Source organism: Ewingella sp. C233 (assembly GCF_055407225.1).
Window position 1 is genome coordinate 151479 of record NZ_JBUZRI010000003.1, and the last position, 23292, is coordinate 174770.

At 55.0% G+C, this 23292-nt stretch carries 20 protein-coding genes and 1 other RNA gene; 4 read left to right on the forward strand and 17 right to left on the reverse strand.

Translation table 11 applies throughout. The features are described 5' to 3' along the window. Nucleotides 1–78: 78 nt before the first annotated feature. Complete coding sequence (locus ACZRKO_RS15950; RefSeq protein WP_463738231.1) at nt 79–1257, forward strand: tetratricopeptide repeat protein; 1179 nt, start codon at nt 79–81, stop codon at nt 1255–1257. 66 nt (nt 1258–1323) lie between these two features. Here the strand turns inward: ACZRKO_RS15950 and rbsK are convergent, their stop codons facing one another. The 17 genes from rbsK to ACZRKO_RS16035 all read right to left on the reverse strand — a co-directional run bounded on the left by rbsK (nt 1324) and on the right by ACZRKO_RS16035 (nt 21833). After that, on the reverse strand, nt 1324–2256 hold the full coding sequence (rbsK, locus tag ACZRKO_RS15955; protein ID WP_463738232.1) for a ribokinase: 933 nt from the start codon (nt 2254–2256) through the stop codon (nt 1324–1326). Further along, on the reverse strand, nt 2253–3191 hold the full coding sequence (gene alsK, locus ACZRKO_RS15960; protein WP_463738233.1) for an allose kinase: 939 nt from the start codon (nt 3189–3191) through the stop codon (nt 2253–2255). The genes rbsK and alsK overlap by 4 nt, the downstream gene beginning before the upstream one ends. 14 nt (nt 3192–3205) lie before the next feature. Then, nucleotides 3206–3886 (reverse strand): D-allulose 6-phosphate 3-epimerase, encoded by a 681-nt coding sequence (alsE, locus tag ACZRKO_RS15965; protein ID WP_463738234.1) that lies wholly within the window; start codon nt 3884–3886, stop codon nt 3206–3208. Nucleotides 3887–3939: 53 nt separating this feature from the next. Beyond that, on the reverse strand, nt 3940–5022 hold the full coding sequence (locus ACZRKO_RS15970; protein ID WP_463738235.1) for an ABC transporter permease: 1083 nt from the start codon (nt 5020–5022) through the stop codon (nt 3940–3942). A gap of 9 nt (nt 5023–5031) precedes the next feature. Further along, the gene (locus tag ACZRKO_RS15975; protein ID WP_463738236.1) at nt 5032–6021 is read right to left on the reverse strand and encodes an ABC transporter permease; all 990 of its coding nucleotides are present in this window, start codon (nt 6019–6021) and stop codon (nt 5032–5034) included. Further along, nucleotides 6014–7531 (reverse strand): sugar ABC transporter ATP-binding protein, encoded by a 1518-nt coding sequence (locus ACZRKO_RS15980; protein ID WP_463738517.1) that lies wholly within the window; start codon nt 7529–7531, stop codon nt 6014–6016. The genes ACZRKO_RS15975 and ACZRKO_RS15980 overlap by 8 nt, the downstream gene beginning before the upstream one ends. A gap of 2 nt (nt 7532–7533) precedes the next feature. Then, nucleotides 7534–8520, reverse strand: coding sequence for a substrate-binding domain-containing protein (locus tag ACZRKO_RS15985; protein ID WP_463738237.1), 987 nt, complete (start codon nt 8518–8520; stop codon nt 7534–7536). Nucleotides 8521–8570: 50 nt separating this feature from the next. Then, nucleotides 8571–9410, reverse strand: a complete 840-nt coding sequence (locus tag ACZRKO_RS15990; RefSeq protein ID WP_463738238.1) for a DeoR/GlpR family DNA-binding transcription regulator — start codon at nt 9408–9410, stop codon at nt 8571–8573. Between the two features lie 372 nt (nt 9411–9782). After that, the gene (locus ACZRKO_RS15995; RefSeq protein WP_463738239.1) at nt 9783–10904 is read right to left on the reverse strand and encodes a DUF4056 domain-containing protein; all 1122 of its coding nucleotides are present in this window, start codon (nt 10902–10904) and stop codon (nt 9783–9785) included. A 172-nt stretch (nt 10905–11076) separates the two neighbouring features. Then, complete coding sequence (locus ACZRKO_RS16000) at nt 11077–11823, reverse strand: SDR family oxidoreductase (RefSeq protein ID WP_463738240.1); 747 nt, start codon at nt 11821–11823, stop codon at nt 11077–11079. Nucleotides 11824–12490: 667 nt separating this feature from the next. Beyond that, nucleotides 12491–15364 (reverse strand): aminomethyl-transferring glycine dehydrogenase, encoded by a 2874-nt coding sequence (gene gcvP, locus ACZRKO_RS16005; protein ID WP_463738241.1) that lies wholly within the window; start codon nt 15362–15364, stop codon nt 12491–12493. Between the two features lie 103 nt (nt 15365–15467). Then, nucleotides 15468–15854 carry a glycine cleavage system protein GcvH gene (gene gcvH, locus ACZRKO_RS16010; protein ID WP_463738242.1) on the reverse strand — a complete coding sequence of 129 codons (387 nt, stop codon included), beginning with the start codon at nt 15852–15854 and terminating at the stop codon, nt 15468–15470. A gap of 42 nt (nt 15855–15896) precedes the next feature. Further along, a complete protein-coding gene (gcvT, locus tag ACZRKO_RS16015; RefSeq protein ID WP_463738243.1) occupies nt 15897–16994 on the reverse strand; it encodes a glycine cleavage system aminomethyltransferase GcvT in 1098 nt (365 codons plus the stop codon). Nucleotides 16995–17435: 441 nt separating this feature from the next. Beyond that, nucleotides 17436–18662, reverse strand: a complete 1227-nt coding sequence (gene ubiI / locus ACZRKO_RS16020; RefSeq protein ID WP_463738244.1) for an FAD-dependent 2-octaprenylphenol hydroxylase — start codon at nt 18660–18662, stop codon at nt 17436–17438. A 29-nt stretch (nt 18663–18691) separates the two neighbouring features. Beyond that, nucleotides 18692–19870, reverse strand: coding sequence for a 2-octaprenyl-6-methoxyphenyl hydroxylase (gene ubiH / locus ACZRKO_RS16025; protein WP_463738245.1), 1179 nt, complete (start codon nt 19868–19870; stop codon nt 18692–18694). A 1-nt stretch (nt 19871) separates the two neighbouring features. After that, nucleotides 19872–21188 carry a Xaa-Pro aminopeptidase gene (gene pepP, locus ACZRKO_RS16030; protein WP_463738246.1) on the reverse strand — a complete coding sequence of 439 codons (1317 nt, stop codon included), beginning with the start codon at nt 21186–21188 and terminating at the stop codon, nt 19872–19874. A gap of 72 nt (nt 21189–21260) precedes the next feature. Next, nucleotides 21261–21833, reverse strand: a complete 573-nt coding sequence (locus ACZRKO_RS16035) for a YecA/YgfB family protein (protein ID WP_463738247.1) — start codon at nt 21831–21833, stop codon at nt 21261–21263. Between the two features lie 261 nt (nt 21834–22094). Between ACZRKO_RS16035 and zapA the strand changes: the two genes are divergently transcribed. From zapA to ACZRKO_RS16050, 3 genes are all read left to right on the forward strand, one after another. Continuing rightward, the gene (zapA, locus tag ACZRKO_RS16040; RefSeq protein ID WP_463738248.1) at nt 22095–22424 is read left to right on the forward strand and encodes a cell division protein ZapA; all 330 of its coding nucleotides are present in this window, start codon (nt 22095–22097) and stop codon (nt 22422–22424) included. 48 nt (nt 22425–22472) lie between these two features. Continuing rightward, a non-coding RNA gene (gene ssrS / locus ACZRKO_RS16045) (6S RNA) lies at nt 22473–22656 on the forward strand. A gap of 39 nt (nt 22657–22695) precedes the next feature. Beyond that, nucleotides 22696–23292, forward strand: coding sequence for a 5-formyltetrahydrofolate cyclo-ligase (locus tag ACZRKO_RS16050; RefSeq protein ID WP_463738249.1), 597 nt, complete (start codon nt 22696–22698; stop codon nt 23290–23292).

Sequence of the window (23292 nt, forward strand, 5' to 3'; positions counted from 1 at the left end):
AATTGATTATTTTACCACTCATCAAAAAGAGATAGGATATCGCGCTTTTATCTCGTAGCTAATAAAAAGGATTTTTACATGAATACAATGTTCAAACTCGGTGTGGTTTCACTTTTGTCTGCGGTTTTATTCCCTGCTTACGCGCAAAATATGAATATCGATGTGCTAAGTGCAACGGTAAAAGACCAAAAAATTGCTGGTGCCAGTGTTTTACTGCAACACAATGGCGGCCAGACACTGACAGCAACAACCAATGCTAATGGTAATGCCAGCGTCAACAGCACCAGCGCAGATAACAACGAGAATTTACTGATTATCAAAAAAGATGGCTATTCAACGCTGGTCGTCAAATGCCCATGTGAGGGCATGTCTTATGCTCTCAGCCCGGTAATGAAAGGGCTGGATAGTATCCGTGTCGTTCTGACGTGGGGGGAATCGCCGTCGGATCTCGACTCACACATGGTCTATCCGGGGAGCCATATCTTCTTCGCCCACAAAGAAGGTGTCGATGGGAATCTGGATGTAGACGATACCGACAGCTTCGGGCCTGAAACCGTGACCTTAAGTAAAAAGATCTATGGTGAGGACTACGTTTATGCCGTACACGATTACACCGACAAAAATGATTCAACCACCACCAACCTGTCTACCAGCCAGGCGAAAGTCTTCGTCTATGTCGGTGAGTCTTTGGTAAGAACCTACTATGTTCCGGTAGGTAAAGAAGGGAATCTCTGGACCGTATTCCGCATAACAAAAAACGGTGAAATTGAAGATATTAATGACTTCACAGGCGTAAATATTGAGCCAGATAATATTGCTCAGACACTACAACCTCTGCTGAATAACGGGCAAATTGCGGCACATCGTTCATTAAGCACCGCAGATACTCAAGCGGTTAAAAATCTGAATCTTCAAGGTGAGAAAGCCTATCAAGATAAGCAGCTGGATCTGGCTATCTCTCTCTTTAATCAGGTGATTAATATTGATCCGGAAAATGGTAAAGCCTACGGTAACTTAGGGCTGGTTTATCAGAAGGCTGGCCGCACAGCAGAAGCTATCTGGGCGAACCGCAAAGCTATCGCGCTGGCATCGGGTGCAAATGCCGCAACTGTCCGCGCCGGTGCAAATTACAATATTGCACGCATCTATGAAGCCGCTGGCCAAAATTCCGATGCACTTCGTTACTACCAGTTGGCAAAAGCTGAAAAAGCCAACCCGGTGTACGACACAGCCATTGAACGTGTGAAAAATAAATAATTCTATCGCGTTATCACTAAGCCCCGTGCCTGTTGGCCGGGGCTTTTTTTTAAGCGTGAAGTATATTTATATGATGCTAACTTTCATCCGCTCCCGCGCCTCCTCATAAGTTGGCATTGACGCCGCCGCACCCGCACGTTCGACACAAACTGAAGCATAAGCGGAGGCAAACTGGGCGGCATCGGCCAGTTTAACCCCGGCGGCGAGCTGGGAGGCGAGCGCGCCGTTGAAGGCGTCGCCTGCGCCGGTGGTATCGACCGGTACCGCCGGGAATGCGGCTACCAGCTCAGTTTCACCGGCGACTGATAGCAGCGCGCCCTGTGTACCCAGCGTGATGATCAGCGCGCTAATACCTTTTTCGTGCAGTGCTTTGGCGGCCCGTTTTGCCGAGGGAACATCATCGACCTGAATACCGGTCAGCAACGTACATTCGGTAGCGTTGGGGGTAAGTAAATCGACCTGCGCCAGCAGGCTGTCAGACACTGGCTGGAACGGCGCGGGGTTGAGAATAATGTAAGTGCCGTTCTCTTTGGCGATACCAATTAGCTTTTCTATCGCCGGCAAGTTGTTTTCCAACTGGGTCAGCAGAATATCGGCAGCAGCAATCGCCGGGCGGCATTGTTCGACCTCATCGTCGGTGACCGTCAGGTTGGCTCCGGGGTCAACGGCGATCATATTTTCGGCATCGGCTCCGGCAACATAAATCAGCGCATTGCCGGTCGGACATTCGGCAGTGGAGAACAGCGTCACCGCATCAAAACCGGCGTTGTCGAGATGGCGGCGGGCGAACATACCGAAGTCATCACGCCCTACTTTACCGATGTAATGGACCCGCGCACCGGCACGCAGGGCCGCGACGGCCTGATTGGCCCCTTTCCCGCCAGCCCCCATCATGCTGTTACGTGCAATCAGCGATTCACCCGGCTGCGGAAAACGGCTCATTCCGGCGACAATATCCAGGTTGAACGATCCAAACACACACACTTTGCCCTTGTTCATGCCTCTCTCCTGAAAGAAAACGGTCGTGACTGCGACTGAAAAACGCGTTGTGCGGCCAGACAGGCACCGCGACAGCCGGTTTCATCGGAAATCCCGCTGATGCCAATGGTCAGCCCGCTGGCCGGATATGGGCTGCGCAGATGCGAACGGATCAGGTGCTCCAGCCGTACCAGCGGGAAGCCCGCCATCGCCAGCACGCCCCCGCCCAGCACCAGATATTGCGGGTCGAGTATGTTCATCTCGCTGGCCACGGTGCGCGCCAGCCGTTCGATAAATTCCTGCAATTCCGAGTGGTCGGCATGTTTGACGAACAGATCCGAGATCGCCGTTTCTGGCACATGCTGTTTTGCCCAGCCGCTGAGCCAGTTGCCGGAGGTCAGGGTTTCGACACAGCCGGTTTTGCCACAGGGGCAGAGCAGCGGATTGCCCTTAAGCGGAATGTGCCCGATCTCCCCTGCGCCGCCGTGCGCGCCGTGGTAAAAGTCATTATTGAGCCAAAGGCTGTTGCCAAAACCGGTGCCAAGGTAGACCCCGACCGCAACGTCCGGCAGGTCGTCGAGGCGGGTTAAATCCCACCACATCAGATGGTTAACGTCTTTGTCCATGCACACCGGCAAGCCGAGACGCGCCGAAAGTTGTTGCGCCACCGGCTGGTTGTCGAGCGCGGGGATAAACGGCAGCGACAGCACGGTGTGACGGTCACGCGACAGAATTCCAGGCAGCCCGAGCATCACGCCCGCCACGCTCGCGGAACCTGCCTGTAGGCTTTCCTGTAGATAAGCCGCAATCACCTGTTCCAGACCGCGCAGCGGATCCTCAAGCGTTGCCCAGCTGTGCGTCGGCACTTTCTGATAATTCTGGAAAACCTGCTGGTCGTTCATCAGCATCAGCCGCGTATTAGTACCGCCGATGTCTACGCCGAGAAAATGCTCCATAGCCTCTCCTGCCCTCAGGCTGCCTGACGCGCCTGACGCATCTGGTCGAGCATTTTGTCCCAAGCGCTGTCCAGATCCTTGTCGAGATTGAACAGACCGGAGCTGCCGACGATCAACACTTCCGCACCTGCACCCATCAGATCCTGATAGGTATTCACGTTGCAGGATCCGTCAATTTCGATCAGGTAGCGGTAGTTTTTCTGCTGTTTGAGATCACGCAGTTGGGCGATTTTATGCAGCATCTCAGGGATAAACGGCTGGCCCGCATAGCCCGGATCGACGGTCATCACGGTGATCTTGTCCAGCAGATGAATGTAGTGCTGAATGAACTCCACCGGTGTGGCCGGGTTGAGTACCACCCCGACTTTTTTACCGAGCGAGCGAATCAGATTGATCACACGGAAAGCGTCACGGTTGATGGTTTCAGCATGCGGGCAGAGATAATCAGCCCCGGCTTTGGCTATGGGTTCGATAAAGTCCGTCGGGTTTTCCACCATCATATGCACATCCAGCACCAGCGGCGTGTGCGGGCGGATCTGCTCGATAAAGAACGGTGAAAGCGTGATGTTTTTGACGTAATGCCCGTCCATGATGTCGATATGCAGCATGTCGGCGCGGCGGTTCAGTACCGCCAGCTGCTGTTTGATGTCAATCAGGCTCATACACATCAGCGAGGGCGAAATTTTGTATTCCATGATGTTTTCCTAAAGTCAGAGGCAATGAAAATTTATTGGTTTATAGACGTACGCTAAGGAAGGGCGGCACGCGCTTTGGCGGCGCTGATACGGCTAGCTCTCTTTTGCATAAAACGCTGGCGGAAGAATTTCAGCGCCAATACCACGATAAGTACCGCGCCCCACATCGCCAGACTGAAATGCGGACTGACGTTGAGCAGGTTCAGGCCGGTTGAAATCACCTGTAAAACAATCAGCGACAGCACCACGCCGCTGACGCGGCCAAAACCGCCGAAAGGATCCGTGCCACCTAAGATGATCGCTAGCACGGTCAGTAACAGATACGAGTCGCCGTAGCCCATGCGCGCTGAGTTAAAGCGCGCCATCATCACCAGCCCGGCGATCACGCATAACATGCTGGAAAGGACATAGATGGCGATCAGTACGCGGTGAGTATTCACGCCGCTGAAATGGGTGGCGTTGATGTTGCTGCCGCTCATGTAGATGTATTTCCCAAGGCGGGTGCGCTCTAAAAACACCGCGATCAACACCGCCGTGGCGAGGAAGATGATCAGCGGCACCGGGATGCCCAGCAGGGTATCTGAACCGATATAGCGCACGATGTCCGGCATACCGCTGATGGCTGCGCCGCGTGATAAATAGATGCCGATACCGTTCACCATCGTCATGGTGGCCAGCGTCACCAAAATCGGATGCGCCCCTACATAGGCCACCAGCGCCCCCGTCAGCATACCGATGGCAATTGCCAGAATCATCGCGCCGACCAGCGCGACCGTCAGCCACACCGCCTGCAGCGCCAGACTGGCCTCCGGCGGCAGCCAGGTGAGAAACACCCAGGCCATCAGCAGGCTGGTCAGGTTAGAGGTGGCGATAATGCACAGATTCAGGCCGCCGCTGAGGATCGGAATAAACATCGCTAGCGTCAGCAGGCCAAGCTCAGGCAGTTGAAAAGCCACGCTCATGAAGGTCGAATCCGTGAAGAAACGGCCCGGCATTGCCATGCTGAAACCGATGATCACCAGGATCAGCAGCAGGCTCAGACTCAGCGTCGTGCTGTCGACTTTAAAACGCGGCCCGTTGCCGCCTGATTTCGCAGATACCGGTTTTATCTTCTGACTCTTGGTTTTGGTTAACATGGCAGTTCCTCAGGCGAAGCCGACATCGGTTTCTTTGCGTTTTTTGTAGTGAGTGACGGTGATAGCCACCACGATCACGACGCCGATCACGATGTTCATGAAGTAGTTGGACACGCCGATCAGATTCAGTCCGTTCTTGAGCAGGCCAATCAGGAAGACGCCCATCAGCGTGCCACCGACGCTGCCTTTGCCACCGTTGAGGCTGGCACCGCCGAGCACTGCCGCGGCCAGCACGTCGAGTTCCCCGCCGACCAGCGCATTCGGCACCACTTCTCCGACGCGGTAGACCTGCACCAGCCCGCCGATAGCAGCCATAGCACCGAGATAGCCGTAAGCGAACAGGTGCAGCACGCCGACGCGTATACCGATGCGCCGCGCCGATTCCTGATCCCCACCGACGGCAAACAACTGGCGGCCCAGATGGGTTTTGTTGAGTAAAAGCCAGGTCAGCCCGGCCACCGCCAGCATCACCACCAGCGGCAGGCCAATCTGATAATGCTGGGTACCAACGCTAAACGGCAGCACCTGCAGCGGCGTCACCAACCACTCCGGCAGGTCGTACAGGCTGGTGCCGTTGGTCAGCCACATCAGCATGCCAAACAGCAGCGACTGCATACTGATGGTGACGATGATCGACACAATCCGCAGGCAGTAGATCAGAATGGCGTTGATCATGCCGAAAACGGAGCCGATCGCGATCGCCAGTAAAATGGTGCCGGTCGGGCTGGAAAGACCGTAATGAATGGCCAGCGTAGCGATGGCGTACTGCACCACCGAGGCGACGGCAGCAAAGGAAATATCGATGCCGCCGGTCACCAGCACCACGAACAGACCGAGGGCAAAAATGCCGCTGACTGCGTAGCTTTCTGACAGATCCAGCAGGTTTTGCAGGGTCAGGAACTGGTCGCTGAGCAGCGAAAATGTGACGATCACCACCACCAGAACCCAGGCCAGATAGCCCTCGTTACTGGCCGGGCGTAACCGGTTGAGATTAAGCATTCACCGCCTCCGCAAGTTGTTGTTGGGTGATATTGCCGGGCAGGTATTCGCCCTTCACCGTGCCTTCGCTAAAGTGCAAAACGCGGTCGCAGTTGAAGTAAACTTCCGGCACTTCGTCGGAGATCAGCAGGATCGAAATCCCCTCTTCGGCCAGTTGATGGATCAGTTGATAAATACTGGCTTTGGCACCGACATCTACGCCGACGGTAGGCGAGTCGAGGATCAGGATCTTCGGCTGCGTCAGCACCCATTTCGCCAGTACGATCTTTTGCTGATTACCGCCGGAGAGCGTGGAGATCGCCTGATCCGGATTAGCGACTTTGACGCCCAGTTTTTCAATCCACTGCTGAATGATTTTGTTTTTGCGGTATTCGTCGATCAGGTGAAAACGGCTACGCAACTGGTCCATGATTGCCAGCACGGTGTTATCACCGACCGACTGCTGCTGAATAAGCCCGAGCGTCAGCCGGTCTTCCGACACATAACCGATGCCAGATTTGATCGCGTCCTCATGACCGCGAAAACGCACCGGTTTGCTGTCGAGATAGATTTTTCCGCTGTCCGGTTTCGTCATGCCGAACAGACTCAGGGCCAGTTCGGTACGACCGGAGCCCAGCAGGCCGCACAGACCAAGCACTTCCCCGGCGTGCAGTTTAAAGCTGACGTCGTGGTACTGCCCGGCGCGACTGAGTTTGTCAGTCTCCAGCATGATGCGCTGGTCATTGAGGTTGGCGGCTTTCAGGCGGTAGTCGAGTTTGAGGCCGGTCATCAGCTCGGTCAGGCGTTCACTGCTGACTTCCGCCGCCGGATAGCTGCCGACTTTTTTGCCGTCACGGATCACCGTAACGCTGTCGGAGATCTCCAGCACTTCGTCCAGACGATGGCTGACGAACACCACGCTGATGCCTCTGTTTTTCAGGTAATGCACGGTGCGCAGCAACTGATTCACTTCGGTGCGGGTGAGCGACGCGGTCGGTTCATCCATGATGACTAAACGTGCATCGGCCACCAGTGCGCGGCAAATCGCCACTTGCTGGCGCTGAGCGATAGGTAACGACGCCACTTTGGCATCGAGATCCAGCTGGTAATTCAGTTCGCTGAGAATACGTTTTGCGGTGTCGCGCAGGCGTGACGGGCGGTACCAGCCCATCAGCCCTTGCAGGTTGTGGTCAAAGGCGATGTTTTCCGCCACGCTCAGATTCGGAAACAGCGACAAGTCCTGATAAATCACCTGAATGCCAAACTGGCGCGCCTGATCCGGGCTGAGCTTGCTGAAAACCTGACCGCCCAGGGCTATCTGACAACCGTTGTCCGGCTGATAGACCCCCGAGATCACCTTGATCAACGTACTTTTTCCGCAGCCGTTGGTACCCGCCAGGCAGTGCACTTCGCCGGGCATCAGCCGCAGGGATATCTCGTTGAGCGCCCGCTGGCCACCAAAAGTCACCGACAGATTCTGAACATCAATCAGCGGCGCGTTGTCTGTCTGGATAATCTCGGAGGTCGCCATCATCAGAGCCCCATTTTGACCAGTTTCGGCAAGTTCGCCTTGTCGAGACTTTCGGTTTTATTGCCGAGGATGGTGTGCGTCGCCTCGTCAACTTTCACCTTGCCCATGCCTTCGATGTCCATGCCATCGGTGATTGGCGTACCTTTTTCCATCATGTCGGCGATGCGTACGAAGATTTCACCGGCCACCATCGGGTTCCAGATAAAGCCGCCGTTAATCGCGCCGCTTTTCACCAGAGAGGCACCCTGTCCCGGACTGAACGGGCCGTAGACGCAGACATCGCCATTTTTGCCACGGTTTTGTACCGCACGACCGGCACCGATCGGGCCTTGTGAACCGATCGCCAGAATGCCTTTCAGGTTCGGATCTTTGGACATCAGGTCATTGGTGGTGCGGATGGTGTCGTCAAGGGATTCACCCACGCCAAACTTGTCGCCCACCTGATGCATGTTCGGATAGTGCTCTTTCTGGTAATTCACCGCTGCGTCAGCCCATTTCTGATGCAAAGGTACCGTCAGGCTGCCGACATATACCGCGTAATCGCCCTTCTCTTTCATACACTCAGCGAGGGCAATCATGTGGTTGATACCGTGCTGGGTGGCGTCGACCATTTCGAAATCCCAGTTGGCATATTTCTGGTCTGGCGACTCATGCACGATGACCTTAATGCCGGCGTCACGGGCGCGTTTAAGCACCGGTTCCAGCACTTTGGCATCGTTTGGCACCACGCCTATCACGTCCACTTTTTGCGCAATCAGGTCTTCAATGGCACGGACTTGTAACGCCGGGTCAGCACTGGTCGGCCCAACCTGCCAGGCATCGATGCCGCGTTTCGCCGCTTCACTTTTGATGCCCACTTCCATGGCGTTAAACCAGGCGTTGCCGCCCACTTTCACCACCACGCCCATGCGGATTTTGTCAGCGGCATGCGCCGCTGAAACGGATAACAGCGCTGAAGCGAACAAACAGGCGAGTACGGACTTTTTCATGATGTTTCTCCACAGATGTTCTATTTTTCCACAGTCGCTGCCTGAGAAGTTCAGGCAACGCCGCGGCTGTTTTTGGTTTTCTTTTGTAGGGGTAACGGGGCAACTTCAATCACGTTGACGTTGCTCCAGGCCAGCTCCTGCCGGAATTCCTCATCATCCAGATGATCCGTGATCAGTGTGTCTATTTCCCGGTAGTGGCAAATCCGCGCAAAAGAGCGGCGGCCGAATTTGCTGGCATCTGCCAGCAAAATTTTGTGTTCTGAGGAGAGCAGCATCTGCTGTTTGAGCCGGGCATGGTGCTCGTTGCTCTCACGGATTCCCCCTTCATGGCTGATGCCGTGACAGGAGAAAAACAGCTTGTTGATGACGAACTCTTTCAGCATCTGTTCGGCATAAATGCCGATGAAATCCTCGTACTTGCCGGAGTACTCGCCGCCAAGGCCAATGGTTCTGACGTTCGCTTTTACCGCCAGCGTCTGGATGATGTGCAGCGAGTTGGTCAGCACCACCAGCGGGATATCCGGCAACTGCCGCGCCAGAAACCAACTGCTGGAGCTGCTGTCGAGCAGCAGACAGTCACCGGGGTTAATCAGCTGCAATGCCCGTTTGGCGATACGGGTTTTGCTGTCCGGCGACTGATTGCTGCGGTCACGGAAAGATTCTCCCTGTTCAATCTGCGACGGCACGTACTGCTTTTCAGCCGACTGAGGTTCAACAAATACTGCCCCACCATGGCTGCGTAATAACATTCCGCGCTTTTCCAGCAGCGCCAGATCTCGTCGCGCGGTTTCCAGCGAGATGTGGCACAGCTCTGCCACTTCCTGCACCAGCACACGCCCTCTCTGAGCGAGGACTTCGGTAATAAAGCGATGACGTTCTACAGGCAGCATGATTTTTCCTCTTCCCGATGTTTAATAGGATACGCAGACCGCAGAAAGCGGAATGCGGGGTGCCTCAAAGGCGACCGCGCACTCTTGGCGTTGCGCTGGTCATGTGATAGTTGTCACGAAAACAGGCAAAGAGATGAAATGTTAAAGTTTGGATCTGTGGCGGAGACGCCATTAAATCGTCATTTGAGATGCAAGCGGGCAGAGGGATTTCAGCAAACGGTCACAAATCCTCGTGTCTAAACATGACCGAAGATGACCGTTTGTGTGGGCGTGACCGTTTTACAGACGTTGGCAAAGCAAAAAGACGCCGGGCAGCGTCTTCAGGAAATCTGCAGGTGAATATGGGTTCACCGGTAAGTGGCGTGGTTAATCTCAGGGATGGAGTTTCATCAGCTCGGTCGCATCCTGCTGCTGAGCATATCTGGCCAGCAGCGGGAAATCACGGAAGGTGTAGAATCGTTCAGGTTTCGGCAACTGTGCCATATTTTTACCCGGCCAGAGCTGCAGCTCGGCCAGAGATGAAAGTGTATATCCCGCCACATCGTGTGAAAGCATGAGTGCGACAGGAGATGCAGTTTCACCAGGCACCGGCGTGGGAAAGCGTGAGTCTCCGGTTTCATAATTACGGTTCAACACGAGAAATTTTTCGGGCAAATGCCGCTGACTGTCCCACCACTGTCCATCTAACTGATTGAACTGCTCACGAGTCTGATCCGCAGAAACGGCACCCAATTGATGCAACGCCTGCTGAAGCACAACAGGCATCGCCAGATTGTAGCGGGCGACAGAAGAAACCTGATTTTTTTGGATCAGTGTCAGGCCAAGTTCGGCTCCCAGCAGGTTCGAATAAAGATCTTCAGGAGAAAAACCGGAAAGTTCTTCGGAGAAACCTGGAATGGACTGATAACCATACCATTGTGCAATCTCATGCCAGGCTGCGATCTGAAAAGCCAGATAAGCAGAGAGAGCCGCCGCCAGTTCATAGCGTTTTGCCGGATCGGCAGGTGGCGTGAAGGCAAATAGCTTTATCCGCCGTTGTGCCAGCTCTTCGCCCGTATCAATTTCAATCTCCTGCCCAAGTTGCTGCCACAGATGACTGAAAATATAAAACGTCATATCTGCGGTATCCCGGACATGGGCAATATCGATAAACCCACCCCGTGTAGTGTAGACAACGCCGGAATGTTCCGAACTCATCCCCAGAATATTGCTCACCGCGCCCAGTAGACGGTTATTGTAATGTTGCTGGCCCAAATCATCGGCTTCAACCACATTATTAATGCGGTAAAATGGCACAGTGACTCCCAGTACGCCGGTCTTGAGGTCATACCCAAAAGCGCAGCACGGGCGCAGGCCATTTGGCGAAGAAATAGGCGGCGCCACTGGAAATATTTGTGAGGCAGTTTGGACGGAATCAGCCGGTACAAATAGGGAGGCCTGGCTTATACCAGAGACAAAGAGCAACCATGCCCCAAACTTTATTAACGATCTCATAAATAAAATGCGTCTCCTGCCTGGAATGAATATCCTGAGCGTCCTTTACCCTCAGCATTTTCAGACCCGGATTTTGCAGGTCTGAACGTGAGAAGATAAAGCAAATCGGCAGAAACGTTATGATCTCATCGGCAAAAAGAGGGAGTTTAGGATTAGTCCTCCATCAGCAAACTTATTTACCGCCCGCCAGCTCGAGAAAACTGCCTGTCACATAAGAAGCGGAATCTGACAGCAGCCATGCAATAGCCTGCGCCACCTCTTCCGGCTGGCCGCCGCGCTGCATCGGCAGGTTAGCCTTCACGCGATCCACGCGCCCCGGTTCGCCTCCGCTGGCGTGGATGTCGGTGTAGATCAGACCGGGACGCACGCAGTTAACACGGATACCGTAGGCCGCCACTTCCAGCGCCAGACCGGTGGTCAGGGTGTCAATCGCACCTTTCGATGCCGCGTAATCCACATATTCACCCGGAGCACCCAGACGGGAGGCCGCCGAAGAGACATTCACAATCGCCCCGCCGTTTCCGCCATGACGATGCGACATAATTTTCACCGCTTCCCGGCAACATAAGAAATAACCGGTTACGTTGGTGGAGAGCACTTTGTTGATACGGGCGGCGCTGAGGTTTTCGATAGTCGATTGCTGAAACAGGATCCCGGCGTTGTTGACCAGCGCGGTTAACGGGCCGAGTTCGGCAGCCAGGCGTTTGAACATCGCCACGACCTGGGTTTCATCGGCGATATCAGCTTGCAGGGCGATAGCCCTTCCCCCTGCGGAGGTGATTTCATCAACGACGGTCAGCGCGGCGGCTTCATTACTCAGGTAATTGACGCCGACGGCGTAACCCTGTTCAGCGAGTAATATCGCCGTTGCACGGCCAATGCCACGGCTGGCGCCGGTGACTAACGCTACGCGATTCATAGGTGACTCCTTTTGGAAAGTGAGCAAATTGTAGAGCACGATAGTTAAGGTTGCGTCCTTGAAACCCCTTAAATCAACGTCAACACCGTGGGCGCTGGCCCACACCGGCAAACCTTGGGCTGCCGCCCAAACCCGCGTCAAGGCCCGCAGTCGCTCGGGCCTTAACAATCCGAGCTTTTTTAACTGCGCGCTACCGCTGGGACGAAGGACGCATTCTGTAATTATCGTGGGTGCCGCAAAATCTTGCCGCTTCGCGGTACCTTCACTCGGTCTTCGAGCCACAGGTCTCGAAGCCGCTCCGTTCAGCAAGATTTTTGAGCGCGCCATGTTGGTTTTTTAAATCAAAACACTAAGTCAAAAGTGGCGAGGTTGTGAATTAAAAAGCCAGGGCCGCATTCAAAAATGACGCCGAATGAATGGTTCGAGACCACAAGGCTCGAAACCTGAAATTCGGGAACCGCCTAAGCGACGACATTTTGCGGCTATAACAGAAATACCTGAAACACGTCCATCCCAATTTAGCGGTAGCGCGGAGTGAAAAAAGCGGGGGAATGCAAAGGGGGAAAGCACTTCCCCCTTTGCTCGGTTTCGGCGCGGTGAGTGATGTGATCATCGCACCTAAAAAACCGAAATTGACTCAGACTGACTCAGTCAGAAAAAACGAGCCTTACTCGTAATCACTCATCGGTACACATGAACAGAACAAGTTTCTGTCCCCATATACGTCATCAAGGCGCTTCACCGCTGGCCAGTATTTGTTATCACTGCCTGCCGGGAAGACCGCCAGTTCGCGGCTGTACGGGTGTGACCACTCGCTGACCAGCTCGGCCTGTACGTGCGGGGCGTTAACCAGCGGGTTGTCTTCCAGCGGCCATTCGCCTTTGGCAACACGGTCAATTTCAGCGCGGATTGCCAGCAGTGCATCAACAAAGCGGTCGATTTCGACTTTGCTTTCAGATTCCGTTGGCTCAACCATCAGCGTACCCGCGACCGGGAATGACATAGTTGGGGCATGGAAACCAAAATCGATCAGACGCTTGGCGATATCCATTTCGCTGATGCCGGTCGCTTCTTTCAGCGGACGGATATCCAGAATACATTCGTGCGCCACGCGGCCATCACGGCCGGTATAGAGCACCGGATAGGCGTCTTTCAGACGGGTTGCAATGTAGTTGGCGTTCAAAATCGCCACCTGACTGGCCTGTTTCAGACCTTCAGCACCCATCATGCGGATGTACATCCAGCTGATTGGCAAAATCGAGGCGCTGCCGAAAGGAGCCGCGGACACTGCACCGTTTTGGGTCAGTACGCCGTCAATCTGCACTACGCTGTGGCCCGGAACAAATGGTGCCAGATGCGCTTTTACGCCGATTGGGCCCATGCCAGGACCGCCGCCGCCGTGTGGGATACAGAAGGTTTTATGCAGGTTGAGGTGCGAAACGTCCGCGCCGATGTAGCCCGGCGTGGTGATCCCCACCTGTGCGTTCATGTTCGCGCCATCGAGGTAAACCTGACCGCCGTACTGATGGACGATCTGGCACACTTCGCGGATGGTTTCTTCGTACACGCCGTGGGTAGACGGGTAGGTCACCATGATGCATGACAGCGCGTCACCGGCCTGTGCCGCTTTCTCACGCAGATCGCTTAAATCGATGTTGCCCTGTTTATCACAAGCGACAACCACCACGGTCATGCTGGCCATTTGCGCCGATGCCGGGTTGGTGCCGTGCGCAGAACTTGGGATCAGACAGATGTGACGGCTGCTCTCATTACGGCTTTCATGGTAACGGCGGATAGCCAGCAGGCCCGCGTATTCGCCCTGTGCACCGGAGTTCGGCTGCATACACACCGCGTCATAGCCGGTCAGTTGCACCAGCCATTGGGAGAGCTGGCCGATCATCTGCTGATAACCGCCTGCCTGTTCAATTGGGCAGAACGGGTGCAGGTCGGAGAATTCAGGCCAGGTGATCGGGATCATCTCGGCGGCGGCATTCAGTTTCATGGTGCAGGAACCGAGCGGGATCATCGCCTGATTCAGCGCCAGATCCTTTTTCTCCAGACGGTGCATGTAACGCATCATCTCGGTTTCGCTGTGGTACTGATTGAATACCGGGTGTGTCAGGATGGGGTCCACACGTAGCATGGCGGCCGGGATCGAGGCGTTGTCGGTGCTGACGGCACGGTCCAGTTGATCAATATCCAGACCGTTGTCATCCCCCAGCAGGGCGGCAAACAGGATTTGCACATCGTCACGGGAGGTCGCTTCATCCAGCGTGATACCAACAGCACCGTGAATATCAGTACGCAGGTTCAGGCCAAAGCTCAGCGCGCGTTCCAACACGGCCGCTTTGTCTTTTACTTCGACGGTCAGGGTGTCGAACCAGCTGTTGTGGCGCAGGGTCAGGCCACCTTTTTTCAAGCCAGCGGCTAAAATATCGGTCAGGCGGTGAATGCGTGATGCGATGCGCTTCAGGCCTTCAGGGCCGTGGAATACCGCATACAGGCTGGCGATATTGGCCAGTAAAACCTGAGAAGTACAAATGTTCGAGTTGGCTTTCTCGCGGCGGATATGTTGCTCACGGGTCTGCATCGCCATACGCAATGCAGTATTCCCTGCCGCGTCACGGGAAACCCCGATGATACGGCCCGGCATGGAACGTTTGAATTCATCAATACAGGCGAAGAAGGCCGCATGCGGACCCCCGTAGCCCATCGGCACGCCGAAACGCTGCGCGGAACCAAAGACCACATCGGCACCTTGCGCACCCGGCGCAGCCAGCAGCACTAACGCCATAATGTCGGCGGCCACGCTGGTAATAATTTTGCGGGATTTCAGCTCCGCCAGCAGTGCGCGGTAGTCGTGAACTTCACCGGTGGTGCCGACCTGTTGCAGCAGCACGCCAAACACGCCTTCCAGATCGAGTACTTTTTCGGCTTTATCGACAATGATGTCGAAACCGAAGGTTTCCGCGCGGGTACGGACCACGTCCAGCGTTTGCGGATGTACATCGTCAGCCACGAAGAAGCGGTTGGCATTCTTCAGTTTGCTGGCGCGTTTTGCCAGAGCCATGGCTTCGGCCGCGGCGGTCGCTTCATCGAGCAGCGAGGCGGAGGCTAAGTCCAGACCGGTCAGGTCGAGAGTCAGTTGCTGGAAGTTCAGCAGTGCCTCAAGACGGCCCTGTGACACTTCTGGCTGATAAGGCGTATAGGCAGTGTACCAGCCCGGATTTTCCAACATGTTGCGCTGAATAACCGGCGGCATCAGCACCGAGGTATACCCCATACCGATATAGGACTTGTAGCGCTGGTTCTGGCTGGCAATGGCTTTCAGCTCAGCCAGCGCCTGATGTTCAGTGACCGCATCGCCGACGGCCGGCGGCCCCGGCAGTTGGATATCCACCGGCACAATTTGCTGGATCAACGCATTTAACGAGTCGGCACCGACCGCTTCCAGCATTTGTTGCTGTTGCTGGGAAGACGGGCCTATGTGACGGCCGATAAACGCTTCGCTGTTTTCGAGTTGGCTGAGAGTCTGAGTCATTTGCTACGCATTCCTGAAATCTGCATGGAGGTGTCGGGGGATACTGACAACGCTACGGGCACTGTATGGCGCCCCGCAAACAGGTTACGGGGCGGGTACAACATTAGTCTTCGGTAGAAGCTAAGTACGCATCGGCATCCAGCAATTTAGCGATTTCGCTTTCGTCGGAGGCTTTGATTTGGAACAGATAGCCGTCGCCATATGGCGCGCTGTTTACCAGCTCAGGTGACGCTTCCAGTTCGCTATTTACCGCGATGATTTCACCGCTGATGGGTGAATAGATATCAGATGCGGCTTTCACTGATTCAGCGACGGCGCAGTCTTCACCGGCGGTCACAACGCGGCCGACTTCTGGCAAGTCAACGAAGACCATGTCGCCTAATAATTCCTGCGCATGTTCGGAGATACCCACGGTATAAACGCCATTGCCTTCTGAACGCACCCACTCGTGTGATGCGGCGTATTTCAATTCTGCTGGGACATTGCTCATGAAAAAATCTCCAAAAATAGGTGTTAACAAATGATGAATTATTTACTGAACCAGCGATTTTCCGTTACGCACGAAACCGGGCTTGGTGACTTTCACCGGCATTTCGCGGTTACGGATCTGCACCACGGCCTGTTCGCCGATACCGGCCGGAACGCGGGCCAGTGCGATGCTGTAACCCAACGTCGGCGAGAATGAACCGCTGGTAATAATGCCTTCCTGCGAATTGCCTGCTGCATCGGTGAAACGCACCGGCAGCTCATTACGTAATACGCCTTTTTCAGTCATGATCAAACCGACCAGTTGTTCAGTCCCCTGCTCACGCTGCTTTTCCAGCGCAGCACGGCCAATAAAATCGCGGTCTTCCGGTGCCCAGGCGATGGTCCAACCCATGTTGGCTGCCAGCGGGGAAACGCCTTCGTCCATCTCCTGACCGTATAAATTCATCCCGGCTTCGAGACGCAGCGTATCGCGTGCGCCCAGACCAGCAGGCTTCACACCCGCCGTCAGCAGTTTTTGCCAGAAGTCAGCCGCCTGTTCCTGCGGCAAGGCAATTTCATAACCGGCTTCACCGGTATAGCCGGTGGTGGCGATAAACAGGTCACCGGCCTGCACACCGAAGAACGGCTTCATACCCGCGACGGCGGCTTTTTGCGCGTCGGTAAACAGGGTTTCAGCTTTCTCTTTGGCCTGCGGCCCCTGAACGGCGATCAGCGCCAGGTCATCACGGACGGTCAGTTCAACGTTGTAGGCTTTTGCATGTTGCGAAATCCATGCCAGATCTTTGTCGCGGGTAGCGGAGTTCACCACCAGGCGGAAATAGTCTTCAGTGAGGAAGTAGATGATGAGGTCATCAATCACGCCGCCGGACGCATTGAGCATGCCGGTATAAAGCGCTTTACCAGGAACGGTGAGTTTGGCGACGTCGTTGGCCACCAGATAACGCAGGAATTCACGGGTACGGGCACCGTGTAAATCAACAATGGTCATGTGGGAGACGTCAAACATACCGGCGTCCTGACGTACGGCGTGATGCTCATCCAGCTGTGAACCGTAGTGCAACGGCATCATCCAGCCGTGGAAATCGACCATACGCGCACCGCACGCAACGTGTTGTTCATAAAGCTGAGTCTGCTGAACCATCTTATCCCTCATTAGCTTACACGGCGCACCGCGTGAAATGCCCAAATCATTCGGGTTAGATCAAGGCGGCAACTGAGTGAATCCCGAGCGCATACATCAAGTATGTAACCGGGGTTCGCGAAGGTAGCCAACGCAGAGACAACTCGAATGAGGACGGGATTTATCGCGGTGGCGCAAACGATACCCTCGCCTGAACTTACCACTGAACACGCTGGCTAACCATAAGATAAAATATGCGGAGCGTGTGAAAGTCAGGAATGTCGGAGGGGGATTGTGCAGAGTTTTTGACTGGAAAAATGGGGTTTGTGGCGCAAAATCCACAAATGAACTACAAAAATATCGACGTTATATAACGCAGAGGCCAGATTTCTCACCATTTGCAGAATGAGCCATCCAGCCTCGCATTATTAAAAGTAATGAAAAATTATCGCTGGAATTAGATTATTTCAATCGAAGCGCATCTTCCTGTAACCATTCCGGCAAATCATTCAGACCCATGGCCTGACGGACCAGTTTTGGCTTCACACCCGGCAGGGAGTCCGCCAGCGTCAGGCCGATATCACGCAGCAATTTCTTCGCCGGATTATCGCCGTTAAACAGTTCACGGAAGCCCTGCATCCCAGCCAGCATCAGCGCGGCGCTGTGCTTGCGGCGGCGTTCGTAGCGGCGCAGGTACATATGCTGACCAAAATCTTTGCCTTCTTTTTGCAGACGTTTGATTTCAGACGCCAGTTCGGCGGCATCCATAAAGCCTAAATTCACACCCTGCCCGGCCAGCGGGTGTACGGTATGTGCTGCGTCGCCCACTAATGCCAGCCGTTGTGCCGCAAAGCTGCGCGCATAGCGGCCGGTCAGCGGGAAAGTCTGACGCGCACTTTCCACGTGACACACGCCAAGGCGCAGGTCAAAAGTGCTGGCGAGGATTTTGTTGAATTCTTCATCAGTCAAAGTTGCCAGACGCTGCGCCTCATCCGGCGAGACCGACCAGACGATGGAAGAGAGATGGCTGTCAGCCAGCGGCAGAAACGCCAGAATACCGTCACCGTGGAACACCTGACGCGCCACCGACTGATGCGGTTCGGCAGTGCGGATCGTCGCGACCAGCGCGTGATGGCGGTAGTCCCAGAAGGTCAGCGGGATATCCGCGTGCTGGCGCAGCCACGACTGCGCGCCGTCCGCACCCACCACCAGACGCGCGCTGAGCTGGCGGTCATCGTTGAGGGTAATAAAGGCGTCATTTTCGCCCCACGCCACGTTTTTAAGTGTCGCTGGAGCCAGCAGGGTGATATCAGAATATTGCTCCGCTTTCTGCCACAGGGCGCGGTGAATGACCTGATTTTCAATGATATGGCCGAGATGGCTGAAACCGTACTCTTCACCACGGAAGGCGATTTTGCCGAAGCTGTCGCGGTCCCAGACTTCCATCCCCTGATAGGCATTGGCGCGCTGTGCAATGATGTTGTCCCACGCGCCGATGTGCTTAAGCAGACGTTCGCTGGCGGCGTTAATCGCCGATACGCGCAGGCCCGGCTGTTCCGGCAATGGCGAATCACGATCCGGCTGTTTGCTTTCCAGCACTGCAACGCGTAGCCCGCTGCCCTGTAATCCACAGGCCAGCGCCAAACCCACCATGCCGCCACCGGCGATAACCACATCAAAAGATTGCATAATTTTTCCTGTAAAGCGTCAAGCCGGGCTTAACGACTAACCCAACCGAGCGTGCGACGGGTGAAGGCATCGCGCAATGGCGTAATACCCTCCATGGCCAGTAGGCCCAGATTGCGTCCGAGCATCAGCGGAGCATAGCGGTTGGCAAAAAGATGGATCAGACCGTCGGTCACGCCCACCGTCGCCAGTTGATCGGGCTGACGGCGCTGCTGATAGCCGCTGAGCACGCGGTAACTGCCGACGTCCTGGCCCGCGTGATACGCGGCAGCCAGCGTTTCGGCCAGCGTCATGACGTCGCGCAAACCGAGGTTAAAGCCCTGTCCGGCGATGGGATGCAGGGTCTGAGCTGCATTGCCGACCAGCGCCAGACGGTGACTGATATGATTATTGGCCGTTTTTAACTGCAGCGGATAACTGGATCGCGTGCCCGCCTGCTGCATTTTACCCAACCGCCAACCGAAGGCCGTTTGCAGTTCGGCGAGAAATTGTTCTTCGCTCCAGCTATCGATCTGTGCTTTGGCTTCACGCGGATGGCACCAGACCAGCGAGCTGCGCCCTTTGGACATCGGCAACAGCGCCAGCGGGCCGTGCGCCGTAAAACGCTCAAAGGCACGGCCACGGTGCGGTTCACTGGTATCGATATTGGCGATAACCGCCACCTGCGCATAATCTTCCTGCTGCCAGCTAATGTTGCAGGCTTTCGCCAGCTCGGAATGGGTGCCGTCGGCCGCCACCAGCACCTGAGCCATAAGCTGCTGGCCATTATCGAGAGTAACGGTGGCGTCGTCCTGCGAACGGATAACGTCCACTACCTTGGCCGGACAGTGCAGCGTAACGCCCGGCGCCTCTGCGAGTTGCTTAAACAGACGCTGACCGACGCCGTGCAGTTCCACTACCTGTCCCAGCGCCTCAACGCCATAATGCGCGGCGTTGAGATTGACGAAAGCGGCATGACCGCGATCGCTGACATGAATGTCGCGGATAGGCGTGGCAATATCCGCCAGCGCCGACCACAACCCGATGCGCGCCAATTGCTGGCAGGTGCCCTGCGCCAGCGCGATAGAACGGGCGTCGAAACCGGGATGCGTATCGCCGGCCGGTTTCGAGGCTTCAATCAGATGCACCGGCAGCCGGCCTTTCGTCAGCGCGGAAACGGCCAGCGCCAGCGTGGCACCGGTCATTCCGCCGCCAACAATAATGATGCTCATATTATTTCCGTGCCGCCGCCATCAGCGCTTCAATGTCATCGGCTTCTTTCACGACGTCGCCGGTGAAGATCTCGATGCCGTCGGCGGTGATCAGAATATCGTCTTCGATGCGGATGCCGATACCGCGGTAAGCTTCAGGTACGTCCGCGTCTGGCGCGATGTACAGACCCGGCTCGACGGTGATCACCATACCCGGTTCCAGCGTTCGGCTGCGGTCAACGCTGCCGTAGTGGCCGACGTCATGCACATCCATCCCCAACCAGTGCGACAGACCATGCATGAAGTACGGACGGTGCGCCTGCTCGCTAAAGAGTGTCTCAACGTCGCCATGGAGAATGCCAAGCTTCACCAGCCCGGCGATCATCACGCGCACGGCACCTTCGGTCGCCGCTTGCATACTGCTGCCGGGGCCGAGAATTTCCAGCGCTTTATATTCCGACGCCAGCACGATGTCGTAAATTTCGCGCTGCGCTTTACTGAATTTGCCACTGACCGGGAAGGTGCGGGTGATATCACCGGCGTAGCCTTGATATTCACAGCCCGCGTCAATCAGCACTAAGTCGCCGTCGCGCAGTTCGGATTCATTTTCGGTGTAATGCAAAATGCAGCCGTTTTCACCGCTGCCCACAATGGTGTTATAGGAAGGGTAACGCGCGCCATGACGATTGAATTCATGATGAATTTCGCCTTCGAGATGGTATTCGAACAGACCGGCGCGGCACTTTTCCATCGCACGCGTATGGGCTTTCGCGGTGATCTCACCCGCGCGGCGCATTACGGCAATTTCTTCCGGTGACTTGAACAGACGCATCTCATGCACAATCGGCCGCCAGTCAGTCATCGTGGCCGGTGCCGCCAGGTTCTTTTTGAAACCGTTGCGCAGGGTGTCCATCGCGCGGTTAACGATCTCGTCGGCATAGGCGTAATAACCCTGCGCGTGATACACCACGTCAAGGCCGTTCAGCAGAAGGTGTAGCTGGTCGTTGATGTCGTCAAACGGGAGAGCTTTGTCGATACCTAATTTTGTCGGTGCCGCATCCTGACCCAGGCGGCGTCCAAACCAGATCTCCGCCGTGAGGTCGCGTACGCGGTTGAAGAGCACGCTGTGATTATGATTTTCATCACTTTTTACCAGAATCAGCACGGCTTCCGGCTCATTAAAACCGGTCAGATACCAGAAGTCGCTGCTTTGACGGTAAGGATATTCACTGTCGGCATTACGTGTTGCTTCGGGTGCAGCGAAAATAATCGCGGCGCTGCCGGGTGCCATCTTGGCTAACAGCGCCTGACGACGATTCTGGTATTCGTGCAAAGTCATCTCACCTTCTCCTGAAATCGCTTTAATTCATTGTTATAACGTCATTCATGAAAACCGTTATTCATGCAAAATTTAGTGCAGCGTTTGGGGATTTTCCGGCGCCAGCGGGTGACTGTGGCTGAATTCGCCAAAGCACAGGATCGCCGCCACACGGACGTATTCGACCACTTCTTCCAGAGATGCCGCCAGCTGTTCCTGATCTTCGTCTTCTTCATAGCCAAGCTGTGCGATGCTGCGCAGGTCATCAATCGCTTCGCCCACTTCGCCTTTCACTTTGGCGAGCTTTGGCTGCATCATGCCCAGCCCGAGCAGGAAATGGTTGACCCATCCGGCCAGCGCATCGGCACGTTCGAAGACCGGCTTTTCGTCATCAGGCATCAGCATTTTGAATTCAAAGCTGTCATCTTCCAGCGTATCAGCGGTAATTTTGCGCAACTGCTGCAAGAGATCAGCCAGCGTATGTGGGAATGCCATGCCTTCATTGGTCAGGTCATGAACCAGCGTCAGCCAACTGCCGTCGCGGTTCCCCCCACACAGCAGGCCGCTGATAAGCCCATGCATTTCTGCCGCCGTCAGGGCGACCGATTGTTGTTTCAGCGCGTGATCCAACGAATCATAAGTAGGATAAGTATTATCAATAGACATGCGTATTCGCCATCGTTGGTCGGTTAAGTTCGTGTTATGCTACCACCAAGGTCAGTCGTAGTACCAGATTAGCAGACCAGCGAACGGCAGTTGTTGAGCCTTACTTTGGCCGGCAAATGCACTGGACAAACATCCAGCAATCAGTTCGTCATGGGGTTGTAACCTGGTATTGAGATAGTTATAGTGAGGTCGCTTCCAACGTCCTGTGTCGAGATGCAGTGATCAGGTTGGGGCGGCGTTCAAAGAAGGCAGGAAGGTGGCATGTCTGCACAACCGGTAGATATTCAAATTTTTGGCCGCTCGTTACGAGTGAATTGTCCGCCAGAACAACAAGAAGCATTAAACATGGCTGCTGAAGATCTTAATCAGCGGTTGCAAGATCTGAAAGTTCGCACTAGAGTCACCAATACAGAGCAGTTAGTTTTTATCGCGGCATTGAATGTGTGTCACGAACTTGCTCAGGAACGGTTGAAAACCCGTGACTATGCGTCGAATATGGAACAACGTATTCGGATGCTGCAACAAACCATCGAGCAGGCATTGCTCGAACAAGGTAAGATCTCTGAACGTGAAGGGACACCTTTTGAATAACTTAAGGGGTTGATTTGCTTGTCACAGGCAGTCAGCAACGAGTAAAAAATTTCTCTGAGATGTTCGCCAGCGGGCCCGTCCCCTGAGCCGATAATTAGTACCAACAGAATGTGATGATCCGTAATCGGTGCGCATGCTCGGTCCGTCCGAGAAGCCTAAAGACTGCGACAGCACGTTCACCTTGAACCATGGGTTCAAGGGTTACAGCCTGCGACGGCATCTCGGAGATTCCCCTTCCTTTCCCGGTACAATCCCTTTTGGTTCTGTATCTATGCCACACACTCCTCAATACGCCCCACTCAGACAAACCCTTCGAAACGAAGTCCGCCAGCGCAGAAAAAACCTTAGCCCTGAACAACAACAGCTTTTTGCCCAACAGGCCGCAGAACGTGTTGCCGCCCATCCGCGTATTCAGTCCGCTTCAACAATCTCAGTGTTTCTTTCTTTTGATGGTGAACTCGATACCGCGCCCTTGATTGAGCAACTCTGGGCCAGGGGTAAACAGCTTTGCCTGCCGGTACTCCACCCGTTCAGCGCCGGCCATTTATTGTTTCTGCACTACACGCCGGACACCCCGCTGATTCGAAACCGGCTAAAAATCCTCGAGCCGGTACTCGACGTCACACAACTCATCCCGCTGTCACAGCTGGATATCATCCTGACACCGATGGTGGCATTCGATGATCAAGGTCAGCGCTTAGGCATGGGCGGCGGTTTCTACGATCGCACGCTGAAAAACTGGCGCCATAGCGGCCCTTATCCCATCGGATTGGCGCACGATTGCCAGCAGGTTGATGGTTTACCGGTTGAAGAGTGGGATATTCCCCTGCCAGAGATCATTACCCCGGGCAGGGTCTGGAGCTGGTGA

Bases quoted from the DNA above. Each gene is read 5' to 3' on its own strand.
- ACZRKO_RS15985 (WP_463738237.1), bottom strand. From the start codon at position 8,520: ATGAAAAAGTCCGTACTCGCCTGTTTGTTCGCTTCAGCGCTGTTATCC.
- alsK (WP_463738233.1), bottom strand. From the start codon at position 3,191: ATGGAGCATTTTCTCGGCGTAGACATCGGCGGTACTAATACGCGGCTG.
- alsE (WP_463738234.1), bottom strand. From the start codon at position 3,886: ATGGAATACAAAATTTCGCCCTCGCTGATGTGTATGAGCCTGATTGAC.
- ACZRKO_RS15995 (WP_463738239.1), bottom strand. From the start codon at position 10,904: ATGAGATCGTTAATAAAGTTTGGGGCATGGTTGCTCTTTGTCTCTGGT.
- ubiH (WP_463738245.1), bottom strand. From the start codon at position 19,870: ATGAGCATCATTATTGTTGGCGGCGGAATGACCGGTGCCACGCTGGCG.
- ACZRKO_RS15990 (WP_463738238.1), bottom strand. From the start codon at position 9,410: ATGCTGCCTGTAGAACGTCATCGCTTTATTACCGAAGTCCTCGCTCAG.
- gcvP (WP_463738241.1), bottom strand. From the start codon at position 15,364: ATGACTCAGACTCTCAGCCAACTCGAAAACAGCGAAGCGTTTATCGGC.
- ACZRKO_RS16050 (WP_463738249.1), top strand. From the start codon at position 22,696: ATGCCACACACTCCTCAATACGCCCCACTCAGACAAACCCTTCGAAAC.
- ACZRKO_RS15950 (WP_463738231.1), top strand. From the start codon at position 79: ATGAATACAATGTTCAAACTCGGTGTGGTTTCACTTTTGTCTGCGGTT.
- ubiI (WP_463738244.1), bottom strand. From the start codon at position 18,662: ATGCAATCTTTTGATGTGGTTATCGCCGGTGGCGGCATGGTGGGTTTG.
- pepP (WP_463738246.1), bottom strand. From the start codon at position 21,188: ATGACTTTGCACGAATACCAGAATCGTCGTCAGGCGCTGTTAGCCAAG.
- gcvH (WP_463738242.1), bottom strand. From the start codon at position 15,854: ATGAGCAATGTCCCAGCAGAATTGAAATACGCCGCATCACACGAGTGG.
- ACZRKO_RS15975 (WP_463738236.1), bottom strand. From the start codon at position 6,021: ATGCTTAATCTCAACCGGTTACGCCCGGCCAGTAACGAGGGCTATCTG.
- ACZRKO_RS16000 (WP_463738240.1), bottom strand. From the start codon at position 11,823: ATGAATCGCGTAGCGTTAGTCACCGGCGCCAGCCGTGGCATTGGCCGT.
- ACZRKO_RS15970 (WP_463738235.1), bottom strand. From the start codon at position 5,022: ATGTTAACCAAAACCAAGAGTCAGAAGATAAAACCGGTATCTGCGAAA.
- ACZRKO_RS15980 (WP_463738517.1), bottom strand. From the start codon at position 7,531: ATGGCGACCTCCGAGATTATCCAGACAGACAACGCGCCGCTGATTGAT.
- gcvT (WP_463738243.1), bottom strand. From the start codon at position 16,994: ATGGTTCAGCAGACTCAGCTTTATGAACAACACGTTGCGTGCGGTGCG.
- zapA (WP_463738248.1), top strand. From the start codon at position 22,095: ATGTCTGCACAACCGGTAGATATTCAAATTTTTGGCCGCTCGTTACGA.
- ACZRKO_RS16035 (WP_463738247.1), bottom strand. From the start codon at position 21,833: ATGTCTATTGATAATACTTATCCTACTTATGATTCGTTGGATCACGCG.
- rbsK (WP_463738232.1), bottom strand. From the start codon at position 2,256: ATGAACAAGGGCAAAGTGTGTGTGTTTGGATCGTTCAACCTGGATATT.